Below are 23574 nucleotides of genomic sequence, written 5' to 3'. Positions count from 1 at the left end.
CTCCTAATCAACATACTCCACATTGTATATAATTCCCTTTATACCTATCTCACTGTCAGTAATATACTTAAGCGAAAGTTTATCCCCAGATATTTTAATTGTTTTTACCTTAGTCTTTATTTTTATTAAATCAACTTCATATTCTAGTATTGATAGATAATTTTCTATACTCATAAAAGTATTACTTGTAACAGTAACAACTGGTTGATTTACTTGTAAATCAGTGGATATTTCTAACATAAGCATTACCCCCTTAATTAATTTTATGCTTAAAATAGGTATTTATGCACTTTATTGATACTATCATGGAGTAGTTTTAAATTTTTTTAGACAGTAAATACCTAATATTTAATATATTATTTAAACAAGAAAAAGGTAATCATATTGATAAAAATCAACATGATTACCTTTTTACTTTTTTGTATATAAAATATAAAAAGTATACAATTTTTTTATTAGTCTTGCTCTATTAAACCATATCCACCTGCTTTACGCTTATATACTATATTTATTTCAAAGTTATCTTGATTTCTAAACATATAGAAGTTGTGTCCTACCAACTCCATTTGAAGAATTGCCTCTTCTGAACTCATAGGTTTTACATTAAATTTCTTTCTTCTCTCTATAACTATATTTTCATCTTCCTCATCATCATAGTCATAATCATTAAATTCGCTACTATTATCTATAAAGTCAATATTTTCAAATCTTATGCTCTTATTATTTTGAACTTTGTCTTTAACCTTAGTCTTATACTTTACAACTTGTCTACTTAATTTGTCACAAACAATGTCAATTGCTGCATATAAATCTTCTTCTACGTCTTCTGCCCTTATTATTTGACCATTAATAGGAATTATTGTAACCTCCACTTTCTGTCTATCCTTTTTCGCACTTACTGTTACTTTCACTTCTGATTCAGGATCAAGGTATTTTTCTAACCTACTTAATTTTCCATCTACGTATCCTTTTATTCCGTCAGTTAATTTCATTTGTCTTCCAGATACTATTATTTGCATAAAAACCTCTCCCTTCGAGCCTTTCCAATTCTAATACTTTAATATGTTAATCTTTAAATATATTTTTGATACATTTATTATATTTAAATTAATATAATTGTATATGAAAATGATTATTTTTAATAGTCTATTCATTTTTTATTTGATATGATATTATTAAAAGTACGGGGTAATTTACAAAACCTTTACATTCTATTTATTAATAAACCATATAAAATAATTCAAAAATCCAGCATAAACCAGCCATATCAAATAAACCAAATTTATATATCCAGCTCTCTTATCTATTTTAGAAAATTTTAAAATAACTATTATAGAAACCATAATCATTATTATTATGTCTATTAAAGCTGTAAATCTAAGTCCAAATCCAAAAAATAGTATACTCCAGACAAAATTTAATGCAAGTTGTAATCCATAATAAAACACTGCATCTCTTACTTTAGGCAAGTTGTAACCTTTTTTTAATATTAGGTATGAAGATATACCCATCAATATGTACAATATAGTCCAAACAATAGGGAAGATAAAAGCTGGTGGTGCAAAGCTTGGTTTTGTAAGTTGTAGATAGTACGTTGAAATATCTGTTCCACTAATCAACATGGTCAAAATACTACTTAAATAACCTATTATTAATGGTATTGATATGTTTATCAAAAAATTTCTAATTTCCTTTACCGATATAATCAAATTTTTCCCCTTCTTTCAAAATTTTCTTTGATTATAGATATGCTCAGATATGACTTGTTATTCTCAAAAATTATAAAAAGCCTAGAGATTTCTCTCTAGGCTATATCAATCTATTGTAAGTTTTGTTTTACCAACTTATTTATAAGTTTTCCGTCAGCTCTACCCTTAACTTTTGGTTGAATAACTGACATTATTTTTCCCATATCCTTCATAGATGTTGCCCCTACTTCAGATATAGTACATTTTACAATTTCTTCTAACTCTTCTTCGCTTAATTGTTGAGGTAGGTACTCTTTTAAAACTTCAATTTCAGCTTCTGTTTCTTTTACTAAGTCTTCTCTTCCAGCTTTTTCAAATTCAACTAATGCATCTCTACGTTGCTTTAATTGTTTTGCTATTACATCGATAATTCCATCTTCATCAAGTTCAGTTCTATTATCAACTTCATACTGCTTTATGGAAGCTCTTATTAAAGTTACTACAGATTTTCTCACTGTATCTTTGTTTTTCATCGAAGATTTCAAATCCTCTTGTAACTTTTGCTTAAGGGACATCCCCTTCACCTCTTTATTCTTATTTACTACTATTTTTTAGCGTTTTTTCTTCTTGCTGCTTCAGCTTTTTTCTTACGCTTAACGCTTGGCTTATCATAGTGCTCTCTTTTTCTTACTTCTGACATGATGCCAGACATTGCACATTGACGCTTAAATCTTCTTAAAGCGCTGTCTAATGTTTCATTTTCTCTAACTCTTACTTCTGACATTTCTTTTTCCCTCCCTCCAATAGCGCAATTATGCTGGGACTGTAACTATGTTCTTTTTGCATAATATGCATTACAACCTAACACTTTGTTTATTATAAACTAAATTTTTACTTTTATCAAGTATTTTTATCAAGAAGGAACTCAATTTTTCAATAATTTAGTTTAGTTTTGTTCTGCTTCGTAATTAGGAAGCTTTTTACCTGCTAAAATATGATAGTGCAAATGCTTAACTTCTTGCCCTCCATCGCTTCCACAATTATTTATGATTCTGAATCCAGTTTGGTCAAAACCTTTCTCTTTAGCTATTTTATTAATAACAACATGAATATGTGACACAATATCCATTTCTATATCAGGAATATCAATTACACTATCATAATGTTTTTTAGGTACAACTAATATATGATATGGAGCAACTGGGTTCAAATCATTAAATGCCAATACTCTTTCATCTTCATAAACTTTAGTTGAAGGTATTTCTCCGTTCGCTATTTTACAAAATATACAATCCATTTCCTTCCACCTCCTATCTTATAAATATTATAATTTCTACATGTTATAGCAAAATTCCTTCTACATATTCATTTTTTACATCATTTATTTTTACTTTTAATATCTGACCTTGTATGTTTTTGTCACTTTCAACAACAACTCTTATATAATTTGAAGTCAGTCCTTCAAACTTATTGCCCTCTATATTTTGTTCAAATAAGACTTCTAATTCACTACCAATAAATTTAGTTGCAAATTTACTAAAGTTTTCTTTACTTAAATTTAAAAGTTGTTCACTTCTAAAGTGTTTCATTTGAGGGTCAATTTGATTTTCCATAGTTGCAGCTGGAGTTCCTTTTCTTGGCGAATATTTAAAAATATGCATTTGTGAAAGCTCTATCTCTTTTAAGAAATTGTATGTTTGTTTAAATTCCTCATTAGTTTCTCCTGGAAAACCTACTATTACATCTGTAGTTATTGCTACATTTGGTATTTTATCTCTTAATCTATCCACAATAGTCTTATACTCTTCAGTTGTATATCTTCTATTCATTCTTTTTAGAGTTTCATCACATCCACTTTGAAGAGATAGATGATAATGAGGACAAACCTTCTCCATCTTTAAAACTTCATTCACAAATTCATCAGTAAACAAAATCGGTTCAACAGAGCTAAGTCTAATTCTTTCTATTGCATCTATTTCATTTATTTGTTTTATTACATCAAGAAGTTTAATATCCTTATCTTTTAAATCTTTTCCATAAGAGGCTACATGTATTCCTGTTAATACCACCTCTTTATAGCCATTTTTAGCCAATTTTTTCACTTCATCAACTATACTATCAATATCCCTACTTCTAACACGTCCTCGGGCATAAGGAATGATACAGTAGGTACAAAATCTGTCGCATCCATCTTGAATTTTCATAAATGCTCTAGTCTTTCCATTAGTTTGACTAATTTCTATTTCTTCAAATGCTTTTACCTTCATTATATCATCAACTGTGCTAACTTTTTTACTTGCATCTATCCTTCTAATCTCTTCAACAATCTTCCTTCTATCATTTGTACCCATGACTAGGTTTACTTCTTCTATATCCAAAATTTCTTCTGGCGATACTTGTGAATAACATCCCACAACGGCTATTATTGCATCTGGATTTTTCTTTTTAACTCGTCTTATATATTGACGAGATTTTCTATCACTCATATGAGTTACGGTACATGTATTTATAACATAAACGTCTGCATATTCTTCACTATTAACTTGTTCATATCCATCTTTTTCAAATAGTTCTAGCATAGCTTCAGTTTCGTATTGATTGACTTTACACCCAAGTGTATAAAAAGCTACTTTTTTCAATTTATTATTCTCCTCCTAAATCACTCAGCTCATACAAAGCTATTGTTGATGCTACAACAGAAGCTGTCTCAGTTCTCAATATTCTAGGTCCTAATGATACAGTACTGCAATTATCTTTTTGAACTTGCTCTATTTCTTCCTCAGCAAAACCACCCTCTGGACCTACAAAAATTCCAACTCTATCTATATTAGAATCACAATTTTTAAGTGCCTGTTTTATTGAGACAGTTCTTTCGTTCTCATAAGGACAAATATTTACATCATTTTTTTTCATATCTTCTAAAGCTTCTTTAAAACTTAAAACACCTCTTAAATTTGGAATTTTACCTCTTTTACTTTGCTTTGCGGCTTCATAAATTATTCTTTCCCAACGTTCAAATTTTTTATCTTCTTTTTTATCATCAACTTTAGCAACACTTCTCTTAGTTTGAACTAATATTATTTCATCTACACCAACTTCAGTTAGTTTTTGAAGTATCATCTCCATCTTTGGAGCTTTTGGAAGACCTTGATATAATTTTACCTTAAGTTTAGATTCTCTATTTATATCAACTTCTTCTAAAATTTTTAAATTAACCATATTTTTTTCTATATTTGTTATCTCGCAAATATACTCATTATTATCTTTATCACATATCTCAAGTTTTTCTCCTAGTTTACACCTTAAAACTTTTGAAATATGTTTTACATCTTCACCTTCTATAATGCAGGCTTTGTCTTGTAAATTTATATTATTTTTTTCAACAAAGAATCTATCCATTATATTCCACCCAGCCTTTTACTTTTTAAGTTTAGAAACTATCGCTGACCATTCACCTAGTTTTTGAACCTCAACTATTTCAAATCCATTTTCGATTAAGCTTTCTTTAACTTCCTCTACTTTGTCCAAAATTATACCTGAAGATATAAATATAGCATCTTCTTTCATAAAATTTTGTACATCTTTTGCAAGTATTTTTATTATATCAGCGATTATATTTGCAACTACAACATCAGCTTTATCTTTTATTACATCTGTTAAATTCCCATGCATTACAGATACATTCTCTTCAACTTTATTTTCAAGCACATTTTCTTTTGCAACTTTCACTGCAACTTCGTCTAAATCTACAGCTACAACCTCTTTTGCCCCTAATTTAGCTGCTGCTATTGCAAGAATTCCGCTACCACAACCAATATCAAATACTTTAGAATCTTTATTTACATATTTCTCTAATTCTCTAATACACATACTAGTAGTCTCATGTGTTCCTGTACCAAAAGCCATACCAGGGTCAAGCTCTATTATCAAATCCCCTTCTTGCATATCGTAATCTTCCCATGTAGGTTTTACTACTACCTTTTGACCTACTTTTGTTGGTTTATAGTATGCTTTCCATGCATTTGCCCAATCAGCTTCATTTACTTGGTCTAATGACACACTTCCTTCACCTATATCTATACCAAAATCTCTTAGTCCTAAAACTTTTTGCTTTATTATTTCGACAAATTCCATCACATTTTTTTCTTCTGACACATAAGTCTTTATCAGTACACCATCTTCTTCATTCTTTTTAAATACTTCTTCTTCTACATAATCCCAATCTAATTCATTTTTCTTTTGAAATAAGAAATCTTTTGGGTCTTCTATTACAGCCCCTCCAGCACCTTGTTCATATAGTATATTTGTTATTGGCTCAACTGCCTCTGTTGTTGTTTTTATAGTTACTTCTATCCAATTATTCATAAGTTTACCTCTCTTTTCTATATTAATTTTCCTATTTTTCCATAACTTTTATTATATCACAAATATCATACTTTTTTGTTTTATAAATTTTTTATTAGTTTATATCTACATTATAGTTAATTTACTTAATTTATAATAAATTGTCTAACTTATTTTTAGCACTTTATTTGATTATGCTTTTCCCTTAATACATTTTAAATAGTTCACATTATATTTATTATATACAAATTAGCAAGATATACATTTTAAACAAAAATTTTTGGTTATTTTATATGTTTCCTACAATAAAATCATCTGATATTATATAATTAAATTTTAAATTATTAAGGAGAATTACAATGTCAGAAGTAATATTAAAAGATATATCAAAACTTTATTCTAATGGATTTAATGCAGTAAAAAATATAAATATAGATATTAAAGATAAGGAATTTATAGTTTTAGTGGGACCATCTGGTTGTGGTAAATCGACAACACTTAGAATGATTGCTGGTCTTGAAGAAATATCTTCTGGAGAATTATATATAGGAGATAAACTTGTCAATGATATAGAACCAAAAGATAGAGACATAGCAATGGTTTTTCAAAATTATGCTTTATATCCTCACTTATCTGTTTATGAAAACATGGCATTTGCACTTAAACTTAGAAAAATGCCAAAAGATGAAATAGATAAAAAAGTTAAAGAAGCCGCTAAAATATTGGATTTAGTCCCTCTTTTAGATAAAAAACCTAAAACATTATCTGGTGGACAAAGACAAAGAGTTGCTCTAGGACGTGCAATAGTTAGAAATCCTAAGGTATTCTTAATGGATGAACCTTTATCTAACTTGGACGCAAAACTTAGAACTGCCATGAGAACAGAAATAACTAAGTTACATCAACAGCTTGGAACTACATTCATCTATGTAACACATGACCAAGTTGAAGCTATGACTATGGCTGACAGAATAGTAGTAATGAAAGACGGAGTGGTACAACAGATTGCAACTCCACAAGATGTATACGACTATCCAGCTAATGTGTTTGTTGCAGGATTTATTGGAGCTCCACAGATGAACTTTATTAATGTTACATTAATAGAAGAGAATGAAGAAATATATGCTAAAAACGAATACATTAAGATAAAATTAAATAGAGAAAAACACTATGATTTAATAAAGGACAACTATATTGAAAAAGAAGTTATTATGGGTATTAGACCAGAAGATATACATATAGGAGATAATTTTGTTAAATCTAATCAAGATACTTGCTTTAAATCAACAGTTGAAATAAAAGAGCTTATGGGGGCAGAGACCTATGCTCATTTAAAATTAGATGTAAATACAATAACAATTCGATTTGACAGCAAAAATAGAGTTGATGTTGGTGATAATTTAACTCTTTCAGTTGATAATAATAGAGTACACTTATTTGACAAAGAAACTGACTTAGCTATAAGATAATAGTATAATCTTATTTCTAAGGAGACTTTATGGAAGACTTGAAAAGTTTTTTTGAAAAACAACTCAATAAAAAAATAAATATTTACCCTTATAAAAATCAAAGTTTAGATGCCAATAGTCATTTAGTTACTTTTAATGATACTGTTTATGTTATTGATTTTTTAGATGAAAATAACTTAGATAATCTAAATGGTCACTTTTATTTAATTTATCAGCCACATATAGATTTTGAGTATCTAAAAGGTATTTTTTATAACTTATATGATGATATAAATACAATTCAACATAGTAGTTTTTTTGTAGTAAACTCTAAGTATAACTTAGACATTAATGTAACTACACAAAATATAATTGAAACTGAAACTTATCAAAGTACTTATATTTTCTATCTTGGTGAGTTAGATAACAAATCTGATTTTAATTTTAGATTGCAGTTATGCTCTAATTTACTATCTTATATTGTAAAAGATAATGCTAAGGATAAATTTTTAAATTTATTTGACCTTATTAGGTATAAAACTTTAGACTTAATTAACAAAGACGATGTACTTAATAGACTGATAGACTTCAATAAGATAAAATCTATTGATGAAGAACTTCTATCTACAGGAATAAAATTTATAAATAATGACTTAAACATCTCTAAAACATCTAGTGATATGTTTTTACATAGAAATACACTGGTATATAGGTTGGAAAAAATTAATGAAATACTCAACCTTGATTTAAAAAACTTTGAAAATTCAATGATTTTTTATCTAAGTGTAAAATCTTATTTTCTATATAAAAAAAATTAACTGCTAAATCAAGCAGAAATGCTAACTCACATTTCTGCTTGATTTTAAGTTAAAATACTATATACTTTATCAAATGTTATTTATCAAATATTCTCTCCTTTAAACTTGTAAATATTTGATAAGATATCCTTTTTTATAAATAATATCTTTAATCTTATTGAATCTATTATTTCTTTAATACATTATTTCGCTTGCTTTAATTGTTTTGTAAAAACAAAGTTTAGCAAAAAACTTATTGTACCTAAAATCACCATAACATATCCTAAAATTTTAAATTGACTTGATGTTATAGTTGCTTCAAACACCATTCCAAGTAGTACAGTAGCAAAAATTGAACCTAAATAACGACTAGTTTGAAATAGACCAGAGGCTGTACCTATGCTCTCAGGAGGACTTTCTTTAAACATTGAAGATTGTAATGCTACATTACCAACTCCATAACTAACACCTGCTAATGATAAAATTATCCCCTTACCTATTACTGGTATTTGAATAAAGATTAATGAAAGAAGTATTGCACTAATCAACATAAAAATTGATGACACTATAAGAGGTACTCTAGTTCCAGATTTGTCTATCCATTTTCCAGTCAATGGAGATATGAAAATTCCTATACCAGACATGAACAACATAAATAGACCAGTTGACCTAGCACTGTAATGTAGTGCATCTTGAAAATAACTTGGAAGACCAAAAAATAAGATATAATTGAAGAAGTTTAATATAATAAACTGTAAATATACCTTTGATAACTTAGGATTACTCATAAAAAGTTTAATATCTATAAAGGGTAATCTCGTTCTCAGTTCATGCCAAATAAAAATGCACATCAAAATTAATCCTAATACAAATTGCTCTAAATTAAAAGACTCCTTAACTGATAATAAGAATAGTAATATAAAAATCATTGCAATTGAAAATAAAACTATACCAACAACATCTAATCTTGATAAAACATTCTTAAAAGTCTCTTTTATACTTTTTTTCTCTTTTATTTCTTTTGGAAATAAAAAATATCCTAGACAAATGGCAACCATAACAATTGGTATATTTACAAGAAATATAGCATGCCATCCACCTAAATCAAGCAATACTCCGCCTAAAGTTGGACCTAACCCTGCTGTAGTTGAAGCGAAAATAGTTAAAACTGCTAATGCAGAAGATTGTCTTTCCTTTATATTATTTTGTATAAGAGCAACTCCAGATGGATACAATGTACTTGTTCCAATAGCTTGAATTACTCTTATAAAAATCAATATAAAGAATGATTGAGTAAATGGTACCATAAATGCTGAAAAACTTACGAGTATTAAACCACTTAAAAATAAAACTTTTCTACCTATTAAATCTCCAATCTTTCCTGAAACTGGCTGTGCAATAGCACTAGCTAAATAAAAGGCTGAAACCATCCAAGACACAGTTGTAAAACTAATATTAAAATCGTTTTGTATACTATGTAATGCAAGTGAAATCATAGATGAATTAAGAGGATTCAGCATAGTTCCTGAGCCTATAGCCACTAAAAAAAGAGTTCTTTTAGCATTTATCTTACTCATATATCATGCCCCCAATATTTTTGATTCATTTATCTTATAAAAAAGCTGCTCCTATAATTCCTGCATCTGAACCTAGGGTTGCACATACAATTTTTGCTATATCTTCTTTTTTGTATAAAACAAACTTTCTTACCAATTCTTCAATCCCATCAAGTATTATATCACTTGCTTTAGAAACTCCTCCACCAATTGATATCACTTCTGGGTCTAATGTATTTATTGTATTTGCAAATGTTTTTGCTAAATAAGTTTTAAATCTAGTTATTACTTCAATTGCAACTGTGTCATTTTCTCTATATGCATCAAACACCATCTTTGCATTTATTTTTTTTAAATCTCCTTCTGCTAAATCTAAAATCATACTTTTTCTACCTTCTTGTATAAGTTTTTGAGAATATTTTATAATGGCAGTTGCTGAGCAAAAAGTTTCCACACAACCATTATTTCCACAATTGCAATCAAAATAGTTTTCTCCTATTACTTGATGCCCTATTTCTGAGCCTAATCCATGGGCTCCAGAAAAAACTTTTTGATTAATTACTATTCCTCCACCTACTCCAGTTCCTAAAGTATATAAAACTCCAACATCTGCACCTTTCATACTTCCAAACTTTGATTCTCCAAGTGCTGCTACTGTTGCATCATTTTCTCCATGAATTTCAACATTTGGAAACCTTCTTTTTAGTTCATTCTCAAAACTTTCTCCATCCCATTTTAAGTTTACACAAGTTACTAAACCTTTTTTATTTATAAACCCAGGTACTCCAAATCCAATAGACTTTATCTCTTTCATCTTTAGATTGTTTTCTTCTAACAATTTATCAATCATTATTTTTATATCATCTAGTATTCCTTCAAATCCCTTTTCAACCACAGTTTTACATTCTGTTCTAAAAAGTATCTTTCCTTGATTATCAACCACACCTGCTTGTATGCCTGTTCCTCCAATGTCTACACCTATATAATACATCTTTCTCACCTTTCTCTTTTAAATTTTATTAATATATATATATTATCATGTCTATATTATATTAAAATGTAAAACCATGCAAATCTTTAATAATATCTTTAATACAAAACAAAAACACCTTCCCATAGTATATTTTCACTATGAGAAGATGTCTATTTTTATAAATTATTTCAATTTATTAGATGTCAAAACAAACTATATTTAAATCAATTATTTTAAACTTTTATCTCGACTTATTTTTTCGTACTAAACAATATTTTTGCAACTATATATCAACCAAATCTTAAATATATTTTTTACAAACATAAATTAGTTTTCCATAACATAATAAGTTGCTTTTATTATTCACCAATCTATACTAAAAATCTTATACACATAATATATATATTTCTTTACATATACATATATTTGACTAAATACATATTTCTTTACATACATATCTAGCCTATTACCTAACCATACATACATATTTCTTTACATATGCACATATCAAAAGCAATTTTTTACATAAATTTTTCTAACTAAATTATAAGCAAATATGCAATTTGTAAAAGTTTTAATTCTTACAAATAACTTTAAAACTTAGATGCTTTGGCTATACAATATGACTATTTTACTACCAAAATTTTAAGTCTAGGCAATTCCAATAATTATCCCAGCTTTTGAGTTTTTCCAGTACTTAATATAGCACTAAAAACATCTAACTTTATTTCATAGATTATAATTGAGTTTTCTTCATCATTTGGCTGTGCCACATCCGTTCCCACTGGAATCACCCCTTTCTCTTATTTGATTATATTATAGCATATTAGATATGTAGGGACAAGCATTTTTTCAGAAAATTATTTATATTCAGTTTTATTTTTTGTCTATCTTATAGCATGTTAATGTAATTAATATTTATACAATTTACTCTTTACATATATAAACAATAGAAGAATATTTTGAATCTAAGTCAGTCTTATATATAGATTTTAGATTTTTAACACTTATAGTATACTCTTTTCCAGATTCAAATTTAGCCTTTATATTCACTATAAAATCTCTTTTAGAATCTACTATAATATCTTCTACTTGAACTACTGGATCTATCAAGTAGTTCAATTCATCTTCTGCTAATACCTTATCAAGTGTCATATTAAAAGTAAGAGAAATTCCATCATTATTATTATCAACTGCTTCAAGTTTTAATTTTGGCTTTTCTACACCACCTGCACAAACTGGTAAACTTCCTCCTTGTATACCAGAAGCCATTGCGCTCAATCTACATTTTATAGATGGTTCTTCACAAACATTATATTCATTTCCTGTAGCATTTTCATCTGATATTAATCTACATAAATCTCCCAATTGCTCATATCCTCTAAGAGTTAAAGTCATCCATTGGTCACCAAACCATATTTTTCTACTTACAACACCAAACGAATAATAATCTGATGGTCCTGTCCCTGACATTTTATCACTATTTTGTGGTACTCCTCCATAGAAGCGACCTATCCCATGACCAATTGCCATAGCAAGACCCTCAACATCTAAGTTTTCCATTCTAACTAATCCACCAGATACTAGGACAGTCTTTACTCCATATTCTTCAAATGCATATACATTTGGTTCTATTCTATCCCATTCTAAATGTATATTTATATCTGGATAAAATCCTTTAAATAGTTTTATTAAATATTGGATTGCATTTAAGCCCAATGTCATATGTATTGGAAATTGTGTGCCATTTTGGAATATATCATTTGCTTGTTCTCTTGTAAATAGGGTATGTGCAGATGTTATAGTTCCTTTATATCCAAATTTATATGGTGAGAATTTTTTATTAATGGCCACCTCTGTGTTGTCCTCTTTATGGAAAAGTAACACACCTCTTTCTTTCACAAGATGTTTACATGCTTTCATATGTTCTTCACTTCCTATAATAGGTAATTCATTGTAGTTTTCCACTTTTAGATTATCCTCTAAATCTTCAAAGTGAAGTTGAAGTGTATAATCCCCACAAACTACTCCACCTGCAATAACTAAATGTTTGTCAGCACTTCCCTCAAAATTAATATCAGTTGTTATATGATGAACTCCACCAGTATAATGACCTAAACTTGCAGTTAAAACAGGTACTTCATTTCCATCTTTGTCAATTAACATGTCTCCAGGTTTCAATTTACCTGCCACAGTAAATTTTCCATTAGCAAGTAAAAATACGTGGTCTGCAGTTACGATTAATTCGCTCTTACCATTTTTTATTTTCTTTTCTAACTCATCTGAACTTTCTTCATCTAAAGAACGATATACAATGTATACCATTGATGGTTGTTCTCCACTTTCTGTCCCTGTACTAAATTGTACTTTTACAGGCTCCCATGCAAGATTTATTTTTTCTCCAGCCTTTTTTATAGAACCTCCCAATACCTCATCACCATTTTTAATATTTTGTACTTCTACTTCTCCATCTGGTATTGCAATGAAAGTACCATCTGCAAAGCATGAACAGCAGCAACAACAATCTTCTAAATTCCAGTCTTTATTCTCCATACGTTTAGCTATACAGTCATCAATTAAATGTTCTGTAGAAGATGGAAGTGTTTCTCCTGTCTTACTATTCCTACACATTACCACATGTACTGCTTGATATATTCCTTGGTCTCCACATGAATCATGATATGCCTTTGAAGTAGAAAAATCCATACAATGCATTTCTAAACAAGCCTTTAACTTTTTTTGCTCCAAACGTCTTTTACATTCATTATAATCATAGCCCATAGTAAAACACTCCTCATTATTTTAATTTTCTAATAATATTTCTCTTGCCACTTCTTCGTTGTTCGATTTTAATATATAAATAATTTGTTTAAGATATTTAAATAGATACTCTAAGTCTTCTTTACTTGTATTAAGACCAAAACTAAAACGTATTGAAGCATAGTGTTTTGTGTTTGCTCCTATTGCTTCAAGTACATGAGAAGTTTTTATCCTTTTTGAACTGCATGCAGACCCAGGAGAAACACTTATACCTATATTATTTAAACTTCTTATAATCGCATGACTATCAAGAAGCGGAAAGCCTATATTTAAATTATTTGGAAGTCGATTTTCAAGAGACCCATTCACAATATAATCTGGTTCAATTTTTTCAATCTCTTCTAAGAAAAACTTTCGTAATTCTAAAAGTCTATTTGATTCATCATTCATTTCATTGTAAGCAAGTTTAGTTGCCATTCCTAAAGCCATTATATGACCTACATTTTCTGTACCAGCTCTAAGTCCATATTCTTGTCCTCCACCATGTATTATTGGAACTAAGCTTAATCCATTTTCTACATATATTCCACCAATGCCTTTTGGAGCATATATTTTATGTCCTGAAAATGTAAGAAGTGAAATTCCCCACTCCTTAGGTTTTAAAAGTATTTTACCAAAAGCTTGTATTGCATCCACCATGAAAGGTATATTATAACCTCTACATATATCTCCTATCTCCTTAATAGGATTTATTGTACCTATTTCATTATTTGCAGCCATTACTGATACAAGTATTGTATTTTCCTTTATAGAATTTTTTATATCTTCTGGTGATATCCTTCCCAATTTATCTACATCTATATAGGTTACCAAAAATCCAAGTGTTTCAAGATATTCCATAGTTCTAAGTACTGATGGATGCTCAATCTTAGTGGTTATAATATGACCTTTTTTATCCAAATACTTAAACGCTATCCCTTTTATAGCCAAATTATTTGATTCAGAACCTGAGCCTGTAAGATATATTTCCTCTGTATCAACCATTAAACAGTCTGCTATTGTCTTTCTGGAACTATTTATAATATCGAAAGTATAATGTCCTTGTACTGTTGAACTACTTGGATTAGCATAGCCATAAACCCCATCATAATAATCTTTAAGTAATTTAACTATCTCATCACGAATATAAGTTGTTCCATTTGAATCTAAGTACACTTCTCTAAAATCATTTGCTTTAATTTCAGCACATGGTTTACATGATTTAGCTTCAGGATTTTTTTTCTTTTCTTCCTCTATATAAGAACCATACTTATCTTCATAATCTTTTTTATTATCTTCATATACAAAACTTATTTTAGATTCTTTAATTATGTTATCAAGTTTAGAAAATAATGTGCTATCTAAAAATTCTTTTTCAACTTCTTCATCTGTATAATCTAAAGCTGGATTCTTTATAAGATATTCAAGAAAACTTTGAACATTTCTACATGTATGCAGATTATGTGCATATGTACTATCTTTTGCAATACTTAATAAAACCTGACTTGATATATTATCTTTTAACCCAAATAAATTTCTAAATTCTACACAATAGCTTTGTATATTTTTAATAATATCCATTTGTATTTGCCTTCTTTCTAATATGATTTAAAAAACATAATACTGACTAGATTTACCAATTTAATCAACTTAAAAAATTTTACTTTCATAGTCCAAAACCATTTCTATTCCATATAATTTCTTACCATCAATATGATTATTTTCTTTAAGAAACTTCTTTAAATCCTTATCTTTTTTCATTTTTTCTAAATCTATCTTTATACTCCATTTGCCTTTAATATCATTCATATTTAAATTGATATTATTTACCATTCCAATATCTTTATTTAAATTTATTACAGTCTCTTTCATACCTAAATTTTCAATTGTTATGAAGTCTGATTTTATTGGTAAAACAATATCTTTTAATATATCTAACTTCATATATATAGCTTTAACATTAACTTCTCTAAAGAAACTAAGTTGGGATAATGAAATGTCAAAATTAAAACTCTGTAGTTCTTGATTATCACATTCATTTATAAACATATTCCATTCTGTAGAAAATATCTGTTGTAAAGGAAAATAAAGTCCGCCTACATATGGATAACTTTTAGATAACAATTCTATAACCTTTTCTTTTAAATTTGAATCCTCAAGAGCTGTATATTTTACATTGATTATTACATCTGATATACTATCAAAATTAAACCTATTCGTTTCTTTTAACATCTCAAGTTCCCAGCTAGAAACAACTCCTGTACCTTCAAATGGTAAGTATCTCTCATCATTAAAATTAAGCAAGAACATTCCACTATCATCAATACCTTTTGATATGGCAATTTTTTGATTAGGCAACCAATTTTCTCTAATACCTTCTTTTGGTTTATTTCCAATTTTATTACCCAACAGGTAAGTTACAACTTCCAATAAAGGTTTTGTAACAACACTATTGTTTTTCTGAACTAATGTAGCTTTAATATTTTGAAATGGACCAACCACTGCTGGCACAGATATAGATATACTCTTAATTTTTCGTAAATAATGTCCAGGGAAATCATAATCAAACATTTTTTCAGTCAATTCAAAACTACATTTTCCAAATGATTTGAGATTTAATAATGCTTCAGGACTAATCATTGCCAAAGATATAGTTTTTTCTACTTCTAGACCCCTCTTATTTTTATTATAATAGGATGCCTCCATCTGACTTAATGCTAATTGAAGTCCTTCACCTGCCAAGAGTCCCTTTCTCATACTATCCCAATTGTTAAAATTTATAAATTTATCATCGCAACCAAATTCAAGTTGATAAGCTTTCTCAGCTACATGAGCCATATTTAATCCTATTTGGTACATTTGCCAATATATTAAACTTATTCTACCTACCATCCAAGAATATAAATCTACATTATTAAATTTATTTTTTAGAATATTATAAACTTCATTACCCTGTAAAATTGTTTTCTTATGTATTTCAAGCTCTTGTTTTGCGCTCTGGACTTTTATTTTAAGAGTCTCAATCTGTTTCTTAATATTCTCAATTTCATAATTAGCTAATTCTTTGTTAAGTGTCCAATCTTCTTCTCTTCTATTATATCCAGCCATTGTTAAAGAGCGTTGTGCTTCATAATTTGAGATAGATGCCCCTATTTCTGCTGCACCTGCCATTCCTTCTAATACAGCTCCTAACTGCTGTCCTCCATACGTCATGGCAAAAGGAGAACCTACTTGTGGAACTGCATATCCAATGCTTGAAGATGTTTTAAATATATTTGCATAAACTTGGAAAAATAAGGCTACTCCCATTGCATCTAAATTTGTTTGTTCTTCTTCTGAAAGTCCATCTTTTATTGAATTCTCATAATATGTTTTCTTATGTTCTGCACTCTTAAGGGATTGATCCATTGACTTAATAGTTTCATTTAGCTCTTCTATTTGCTTCTCTTTCGTTACTGTAACCATATTTAAAATATTGTTTTCTTGTATTGAATGAAGCACTGCCATACTTTCTGCATCATTTTTTTCAATTGTATTTAATAAACTTGTTCCAAGTTGACATATATGCCCTGCAAATTCCTTTGCTTTTTCAATTAGAAATGAAAAACGATAATTAGAAAGTTCTATATCTAGTGATTCTGCTAATGAATTTACATTATTGATTGAACTTGCAACCCTAGAAAGTAATTCTGGTGAAATTGGTGGTTGATATAACTCCAATAATCTCTTTTCACCTTTAATATTCATTGAATGTCTAATCTTATTTAATCTATCATCCACTATATCCCAAAGTTTTATAAGTTCCTCATTTTCTGGTATTCCAAAATAAACATCTATATTATTAAACCCTAAATCAACTTGTATATCTGAATTTATATTAGATATATGATTTTCAAGGTCTATCAGAAATTGAGGTATACCACCTGGACAATCTTTATATTTTGTCTGTATAGACTTAAATGTTTCTACATTTTTTTTGTCATGTCTACCTAAATTAACTGGTCTTTCTCCCAATAAGCTTGATGCTAATATATAAAGCATCGTTGCAGAAGTTATAGATTCCCATGTATCTTGCATAAATTGTTTATCAGCCCACTCTATTATATTTTCTATATATTGAATCACAGTGTACTTTTCATATGCTCCCATTCTTAGTCTAGCAATAGCATGTGGGTTAAATGGGTCATTATTATAAACTTTCATTGCAGGATTACTGTCATCTAAAGTATCTATAAATTCATCTAAAACATGAGTACGAAATAGTTGGAAATTCCAATAACAACTTGATGGTGTAGCTAAAAGCTTATTCATCAATATATTTCTTACCATGATTATCATTTCATTATTTAAACTGCATTCTGTTAAAAAACTAAGTTCTGTATTTAATTTAAATTCTGGGTTTACTCTTCCATTAGCATCAATAATAGGATATGCTGGATTACCTATTTTTTTAGTATTTAAAACTGACAGTACATCTTCAGACATTTTATCAGTTATTATATGCTCAGTTTCTTTTGAAAAAGTATCTTTAACTATTTTTGTTTCTGGATTTGTTGGATTAAATACATATTGATACCATCTTTGCGCTTGAGCATAATTTTGATTATTTCTCAGATTATGAGCTAATAACATCGGTGCATGATAAAAAAGTTCCCAATAGTATTCACCATAAAGCCCATCAAAATCTACCTGTACACCATCAATTGCACTTGGATAGTTTATATAATCTTTATTTGGTTCAAATCTATCAAAAGGTAAAACAGGAACAACTGGTATATTTTGAGAATTAGTACTAAGAAGCATATCAATTCCACCTATAAATATACGTTTTTGTAATATTTTTGTTGCACCTGTTGACAGTCTAGTTATATTAAATTTATATTTAGATAGGTCTGACATATTCTTATCTTCATATAAATTTTCATATTTAAGTGTTACTGGTACAGGTGAATGAACTAGTTTTTCATAAATATCATAAATCTGATTTACCTTAATAATACCTTTCTCTATTTGATTTTTTAGAATCAACTTAACATCTGGATATGTTAAATTATTTCCATCTGCTCTACCATGTGAATCTATAATTTTATAATACTCAAAAGTATTGTAAATAGTTTCTGATACACTCTTACTAATATCCTTATTTACAAAACTATATTTATTTACTATTGGAAAATTCATCAACATCCTATAGATAGATTTTTTTGTTGTGTCATCCAACTGAGCATTACTCAATATTATTTCTATTATGTTGTAATCTATATTCGAAACTTTAACTATATTATTTTCATCCAATAACCCATAATTTTTCAAAAGTTTTATACATTTTATTGATTTATCATAGTTAAGACCAAGTGATAAAAAAGAACTTACACTTGCTGGTGGTCTTGTAATTATTAGCCCATCTGATAACATGCTAAACCTTGGAACTGAAATTTTATCCTCTGGAGAAATCATAAATGTTTCATCTACATTGTCAAATACAAAAGAACCAACTTGGTTATATATAGGCATAACAGAAATATCCTTTTGATTTATATTATTAAATATATTTAAACCACCAACATGGCTAAACAATACTTTTTGTATATCTAAAAGTTGATTAGGACTAATTTCTTTTGATACAATCCTATTTATAAGCACTATTTCCAAATCTAATGTACTGAGATTTGATTTTAATATCTTACCATTATCATCAATTATCTTACTTGTTTTTAAATCATTAAAAATCTTACTTGATAAACTAAATTCAATTGTATCTGATGTAAAAGAATCTGACTCAACAAAGCTTTCCTCTATTTGATGCGATAAGTCTTTCATATCGGATAGATAATTATCATAAATTACACTTTGAGAATAAACAATCCCAAGCTTATTATTAAATTTATCTATAATAGGTTTATAAGGTATTTGATATTTATTTTGTGAATATCTATCAACCAATAAAAATTCATTTTTTAATAATAGTGGTTCATTGTTCATATTCATATTAAATGAATATTGATGTTGAATAGGTAAGTAACCCGTATTATTTGCTAAAACCAATCTATTAAAACTTTCCCCTATTTCACTTAACTTGGATTCAAAACAATACTTATTTGTACCATCATCATTGATTTGCTTTATTTCAATTACCTTTCCAGATTGATTTGCAAATGGTCCATAAAGTATATTTATACGCTCAAAATCCTTTGATTTTTTATCAAACGCTTTAAAATTAGATGCATTAACGGAAAATGCATTTACTTTAAGCCAAGAAATACTATCCATTTCAAAAATATTTTTAAAAGGCAGTTGATTTTTTATTGAATCCTTGTCAGAGTAATCAGTATAATATACCAAATCTTCTGATAATATATTTTGAGGATTTACCCACTTCTGTTGAATATTTAAAAACGAATAGTACATATCCATTTTAAATGTTTTGCTATTATTAGATTTACTTACTGAGCCCACCACATCTATGGATGTACTTTGATTTTCTTTTAATTCCACCCAGAATATGAATAGTTTGTTAAATGCAAATACTGGAGTTATATAGTGTGAATTTATAGCTAAATCTATTTTTTTCCATTCAGTCCAAGGCATCCCCTCTTCTTGATAACAATAATAATATATATATGGTTGTTGACTTGTTCGTCCAAATAAAAATAAGGTACAAACATCTCCACGCATTGAATCTTTATATGTACAACGATATGAACTTGCTATAGTCAATTTTGATATATTTGAAAATTCTTCTATATAATCATTATAAATTGTCTCTATATATGCATCTGTTATTTCAGATTGAGATAATGCACTTTCTAACTTATTAAATATTTCTGACTTTGTATGTCTTATTGATGGTAATAAATAATTTTCTGGATACACAAAAATTTTTCTATTCGCTTCCCACATTCTATAATTCATAATCCAGGACCACCAAGATTCAGGTATATTTAGTGACTCTACTCCTTTTTCCATTTTTAATCTACATCTTTGAAGATAAAGTTGAGTAGCATTTAATGCTTCTACTATATAAGAAATCTGCGTAGAATCATCCATTTCTACATCAATTAATAAATACTTATAGACATCATTTGATGTTTTAATATCTACAAACTTTTTATTGAGAGTATACAAAGTGATACTAAGCAAAATATCTCGTTTAGAACCTTCTATAATTGCTTGTAATTTTGTATTTATCGATTTCCATTCTTCTATACTGTATGTCCCTTTTACTTTTTGTACTGCCATATTCGAAATGTCAACATATTTAGTCCAATTTTTTTCTTCATCCAAACCTGATAATGTAAGAATATTGTCTATAAATGCATTGTCAGACTTTAATTTATTAACTATGTCAAAACAGCTTTTTAGTTTTTTTATCAAAATCACTAAATTTTGTTCTTTTGAAAATTGCTTAGATATTAAATCATCTATTTGAGATTTATTCCAATTAGTTGCTATTGACAGATATTTTGTACTATTTGTTTCTTTTTTTGCACTTGATTCAATAAAATTAAGCATGTCATAATCTACATCATCAAAAGTATATAAATACTCATTAATCAAATAAAAATTCATAATATTATCTATAGAATACAACTTAAAATCATTTTGGAAACCATAATAGTTCGGATACTTAATAATACTTTCAACAAGCTTATAATCTGGTGCTATTTTAGTTACTAAGTTAATCCATCTTGAACAACATCTTAATACCTCTATAACATAAAACTTATATTTCTCAGGGTTAGAATAGTTTATAAATGCTTCTGTCCAATATTTTATACCCTCAGGTAAAACAATTGACTTTTTAAACACAATCACTAAATATTTTAATAACTCTTTTTCTGTACCTAGATAAGCAGACATCATTTCTATAATTTCATTTTCTATATCTAAACTTGAATCTTTTTTTATGCTCATACATAATGACTTTAACCAATTATCAATACTATCTTCTTTGAATATTTGCTTTACATACTGACTTTCTTCTCCATTTATAAAATAGTTAAAGTTGTATACGTTGATTTTAGAATTTTCTATAAAACTTACAACATTTTTAATGCAATAAATATCATCAATAGAAAAAACCTTTTTAGTATCTAAGTGGCATAGCTTAAGCAATATTATATAGGTTTCAATTTTCATTTTAAATTTTCTTGCAAGTAATGAGTGTCTATATAAAGCTGATAAATTATCTACAGTTAATTCTATATCTGCATTTAAATCTATGTTTGCATTTTCTTTAAAAATTGTGATAGCTAAAAAATTTAAATCTTCAATTGACATAATTAAGCTACTGGAAAGCCATCTTGAAATTTTAATATTATTTTCATCAATTTTAGCAGGATTCCAAAGTTTTAAATTGTCTATATATAGAGGGTTTAGTTTATTGTTTTTAGGATGATATGTAGACTCAGTTTTTTTAGTTTTACAATTATTATATATGACATCAAAAGGTACTTTTGACTTTAATAAGTCATTGCCTTCTCCATATGTTTTTATTGGAGCAATAAGTGCACATAAATCTATTACATCAAGTTCCATATCGCTCGATAATTTTAATAAACGGGATATATTTGTAATAGTTTTTTTTGATATTTCTATATTTTTATCATAATAATGAATTGAGTTTATCATCCAGTCTAAATCCATAAAATTTAAAGAAGTTACTTTACTTAGTCTTATAAATCTATTTAATCTATCGAGAACATCATTATTGATGTTTTTAATTGAATTTGATAGATTATTATTTTTATTTTCCTTATTGTCATCAATATACAAATATTTTTTGTCTAAAAGACCTTGATTTATATAAAAATTATGTGCTATATTATTATCTTTTTCGTTCTGTGAAACATTTTGCATTAGTAATTCTTCAAGTTGATTATATTTTAATTGTGTTACTTTTAGTAATGTTTGTGTATTATTTAATTCTGCTAATTTAGCTTTATCACTCATACCATAATAGTTTGCTAATTGATTATCATCTTTAAAACTCTGTGTTAAAATATTATACTGTTTTAATGAAATACCTAACCTTTCTCTCTCAACTTCGTTTTGTTCTATATCCCAAGTTTCATATATGTCACTCAAATTTAAATTTTCTTGATTTAGATATACTCTTATCTGCTCCAAGTTTAAATTAAATGGGAGATTAAATGGATACACAGTTTTTGTAGCAAGAACCTCAAATATACTTGTGTCTTTTGTATTAAATAAAGTTTTAATACAATCATACAAACGTTCATTTACTATTTTTAGATATGAAACAAGATTATTTGCATTTTCACATGTAAGAGGTATCTCTTGTAAATCAGGCCTTCTATAATTTAAACTCAGGTCTTTATCAATAGTATGCTCATTTGGTTTAGTTATATATTTATCTATTATTCTCATTAAATCTACGAAATACGCAGCAGGTCCAAATATTGATTTACAATCTTCACAATCACAAAAATCTAAATTTCCGAACATCTCTTGGTAACTAGGTAATTTTTCAAAATATCTAATTGTATCATCACCTATTGTATTTACTTTGAGATTTCTAAAATATGGAGATGCAACTGTTGTTTTTATATTTACTAAGAGATTCATTACTTTATTCTGTATTGATATTGCATTTTTATAAATTTTCCTAGCAGTTTCTTTGCTTATTTCTAGTTTAGTTGAATATGTATTAACAAAATACTCTTCTTCCATACTTGCAATTTGTTGAGCTGATATTAAATCATTTTCAATCAACTTTGAATGTATACCTTCTGACGCATGCAATTGATGTAATCTTTTTTGTATCATAAGGTTTTTTAAAACCACTTCTTTATTAACTCCATCTAAATTTAATTTATCTAAAGTTTCTTTTTTATGTAACTCAATATACGATAATTCAAAATCTGGATTATTACCATAAAAAACATTGAGTTGCTCTTTTTGTGTCAGCTTGTCCTTATCCATAGTATTCTCCTTTCTAAATTTATA

At 27.8% G+C, this 23574-nt stretch carries 16 protein-coding genes; 2 read left to right on the top strand and 14 right to left on the bottom strand.

All coding sequences use genetic code 11. The features are described 5' to 3' along the window. Nucleotides 1-3: 3 nt before the first annotated feature. The 9 genes from IR151_RS01320 to prmA all read right to left on the bottom strand — a co-directional run bounded on the left by IR151_RS01320 (nt 4) and on the right by prmA (nt 6053). Nucleotides 4-240 (bottom strand): YabP/YqfC family sporulation protein, encoded by a 237-nt coding sequence (locus tag IR151_RS01320; protein ID WP_227432590.1) that lies wholly within the window; start codon nt 238-240, stop codon nt 4-6. Between the two features lie 215 nt (nt 241-455). Then, nucleotides 456-1019, bottom strand: a complete 564-nt coding sequence (gene hpf / locus IR151_RS01315; RefSeq protein WP_227432589.1) for a ribosome hibernation-promoting factor, HPF/YfiA family — start codon at nt 1017-1019, stop codon at nt 456-458. A 192-nt stretch (nt 1020-1211) separates the two neighbouring features. Beyond that, complete coding sequence (locus IR151_RS01310) at nt 1212-1709, bottom strand: TspO/MBR family protein (RefSeq protein ID WP_227432588.1); 498 nt, start codon at nt 1707-1709, stop codon at nt 1212-1214. Nucleotides 1710-1819: 110 nt separating this feature from the next. Continuing rightward, on the bottom strand, nt 1820-2263 hold the full coding sequence (locus IR151_RS01305; protein WP_227432587.1) for a GatB/YqeY domain-containing protein: 444 nt from the start codon (nt 2261-2263) through the stop codon (nt 1820-1822). Nucleotides 2264-2292: 29 nt separating this feature from the next. Further along, on the bottom strand, nt 2293-2472 hold the full coding sequence (rpsU, locus tag IR151_RS01300) for a 30S ribosomal protein S21 (RefSeq protein WP_003416618.1): 180 nt from the start codon (nt 2470-2472) through the stop codon (nt 2293-2295). A 162-nt stretch (nt 2473-2634) separates the two neighbouring features. Further along, nucleotides 2635-2985, bottom strand: a complete 351-nt coding sequence (locus IR151_RS01295) for a histidine triad nucleotide-binding protein (RefSeq protein WP_227432586.1) — start codon at nt 2983-2985, stop codon at nt 2635-2637. Nucleotides 2986-3028: 43 nt separating this feature from the next. Further along, nucleotides 3029-4327 (bottom strand): tRNA (N(6)-L-threonylcarbamoyladenosine(37)-C(2))-methylthiotransferase MtaB, encoded by a 1299-nt coding sequence (gene mtaB, locus IR151_RS01290; protein ID WP_227432585.1) that lies wholly within the window; start codon nt 4325-4327, stop codon nt 3029-3031. A 4-nt stretch (nt 4328-4331) separates the two neighbouring features. Continuing rightward, on the bottom strand, nt 4332-5087 hold the full coding sequence (locus IR151_RS01285) for an RsmE family RNA methyltransferase (RefSeq protein WP_227432584.1): 756 nt from the start codon (nt 5085-5087) through the stop codon (nt 4332-4334). Nucleotides 5088-5105: 18 nt separating this feature from the next. Then, nucleotides 5106-6053 (bottom strand): 50S ribosomal protein L11 methyltransferase, encoded by a 948-nt coding sequence (gene prmA, locus IR151_RS01280; protein ID WP_227432583.1) that lies wholly within the window; start codon nt 6051-6053, stop codon nt 5106-5108. Nucleotides 6054-6391: 338 nt separating this feature from the next. Here prmA and IR151_RS01275 point away from each other — a divergent pair, with 338 nt between their 5' ends. Continuing rightward, on the top strand, nt 6392-7501 hold the full coding sequence (locus tag IR151_RS01275) for a sn-glycerol-3-phosphate ABC transporter ATP-binding protein UgpC (RefSeq protein ID WP_227432582.1): 1110 nt from the start codon (nt 6392-6394) through the stop codon (nt 7499-7501). 29 nt (nt 7502-7530) lie between these two features. Beyond that, the gene (locus IR151_RS01270) at nt 7531-8298 is read left to right on the top strand and encodes a helix-turn-helix domain-containing protein (protein WP_227432581.1); all 768 of its coding nucleotides are present in this window, start codon (nt 7531-7533) and stop codon (nt 8296-8298) included. A 182-nt stretch (nt 8299-8480) separates the two neighbouring features. On the opposite strand, the gene IR151_RS01265 is transcribed toward IR151_RS01270, so the two are convergent. From IR151_RS01265 to IR151_RS01245, 5 genes are all read right to left on the bottom strand, one after another. After that, complete coding sequence (locus tag IR151_RS01265; protein WP_227432580.1) at nt 8481-9854, bottom strand: MFS transporter; 1374 nt, start codon at nt 9852-9854, stop codon at nt 8481-8483. Nucleotides 9855-9888: 34 nt separating this feature from the next. Further along, nucleotides 9889-10824, bottom strand: coding sequence for an ROK family protein (locus tag IR151_RS01260; RefSeq protein WP_227432579.1), 936 nt, complete (start codon nt 10822-10824; stop codon nt 9889-9891). A 909-nt stretch (nt 10825-11733) separates the two neighbouring features. After that, entirely contained in the window at nt 11734-13587 is a 1854-nt protein-coding gene (locus IR151_RS01255) for a hypothetical protein (RefSeq protein ID WP_227432578.1), read from the bottom strand. Between the two features lie 21 nt (nt 13588-13608). Continuing rightward, on the bottom strand, nt 13609-15186 hold the full coding sequence (locus tag IR151_RS01250) for a cysteine desulfurase family protein (protein ID WP_227432577.1): 1578 nt from the start codon (nt 15184-15186) through the stop codon (nt 13609-13611). Between the two features lie 69 nt (nt 15187-15255). Further along, nucleotides 15256-23550 carry a neuraminidase-like domain-containing protein gene (locus tag IR151_RS01245; protein ID WP_227432576.1) on the bottom strand — a complete coding sequence of 2765 codons (8295 nt, stop codon included), beginning with the start codon at nt 23548-23550 and terminating at the stop codon, nt 15256-15258. Nucleotides 23551-23574: the final 24 nt, after the last annotated feature.

Source organism: Clostridioides sp. ES-S-0006-03 (genome assembly GCF_020662275.1).
Classification (GTDB): Bacteria; Bacillota; Clostridia; order Peptostreptococcales; family Peptostreptococcaceae; genus Clostridioides.
This window is presented reverse-complemented; position numbering and strand designations above follow the sequence as displayed.

Excerpts from the sequence above, each read along its gene's own strand:
- prmA (WP_227432583.1), bottom strand. The coding sequence starts at position 6,053 with ATGAATAATTGGATAGAAGTAACTATAAAAACAACAACAGAGGCAGTT.
- IR151_RS01305 (WP_227432587.1), bottom strand. The coding sequence starts at position 2,263 with ATGTCCCTTAAGCAAAAGTTACAAGAGGATTTGAAATCTTCGATGAAA.
- IR151_RS01295 (WP_227432586.1), bottom strand. The coding sequence starts at position 2,985 with ATGGATTGTATATTTTGTAAAATAGCGAACGGAGAAATACCTTCAACT.
- IR151_RS01260 (WP_227432579.1), bottom strand. The coding sequence starts at position 10,824 with ATGTATTATATAGGTGTAGACATTGGAGGAACAGGCATACAAGCAGGT.
- IR151_RS01265 (WP_227432580.1), bottom strand. The coding sequence starts at position 9,854 with ATGAGTAAGATAAATGCTAAAAGAACTCTTTTTTTAGTGGCTATAGGC.
- IR151_RS01245 (WP_227432576.1), bottom strand. The coding sequence starts at position 23,550 with ATGGATAAGGACAAGCTGACACAAAAAGAGCAACTCAATGTTTTTTAT.
- IR151_RS01320 (WP_227432590.1), bottom strand. The coding sequence starts at position 240 with ATGTTAGAAATATCCACTGATTTACAAGTAAATCAACCAGTTGTTACT.
- rpsU (WP_003416618.1), bottom strand. The coding sequence starts at position 2,472 with ATGTCAGAAGTAAGAGTTAGAGAAAATGAAACATTAGACAGCGCTTTA.
- IR151_RS01285 (WP_227432584.1), bottom strand. The coding sequence starts at position 5,087 with ATGGATAGATTCTTTGTTGAAAAAAATAATATAAATTTACAAGACAAA.
- IR151_RS01250 (WP_227432577.1), bottom strand. The coding sequence starts at position 15,186 with ATGGATATTATTAAAAATATACAAAGCTATTGTGTAGAATTTAGAAAT.
- IR151_RS01270 (WP_227432581.1), top strand. The coding sequence starts at position 7,531 with ATGGAAGACTTGAAAAGTTTTTTTGAAAAACAACTCAATAAAAAAATA.
- IR151_RS01255 (WP_227432578.1), bottom strand. The coding sequence starts at position 13,587 with ATGGGCTATGATTATAATGAATGTAAAAGACGTTTGGAGCAAAAAAAG.
- IR151_RS01275 (WP_227432582.1), top strand. The coding sequence starts at position 6,392 with ATGTCAGAAGTAATATTAAAAGATATATCAAAACTTTATTCTAATGGA.
- hpf (WP_227432589.1), bottom strand. The coding sequence starts at position 1,019 with ATGCAAATAATAGTATCTGGAAGACAAATGAAATTAACTGACGGAATA.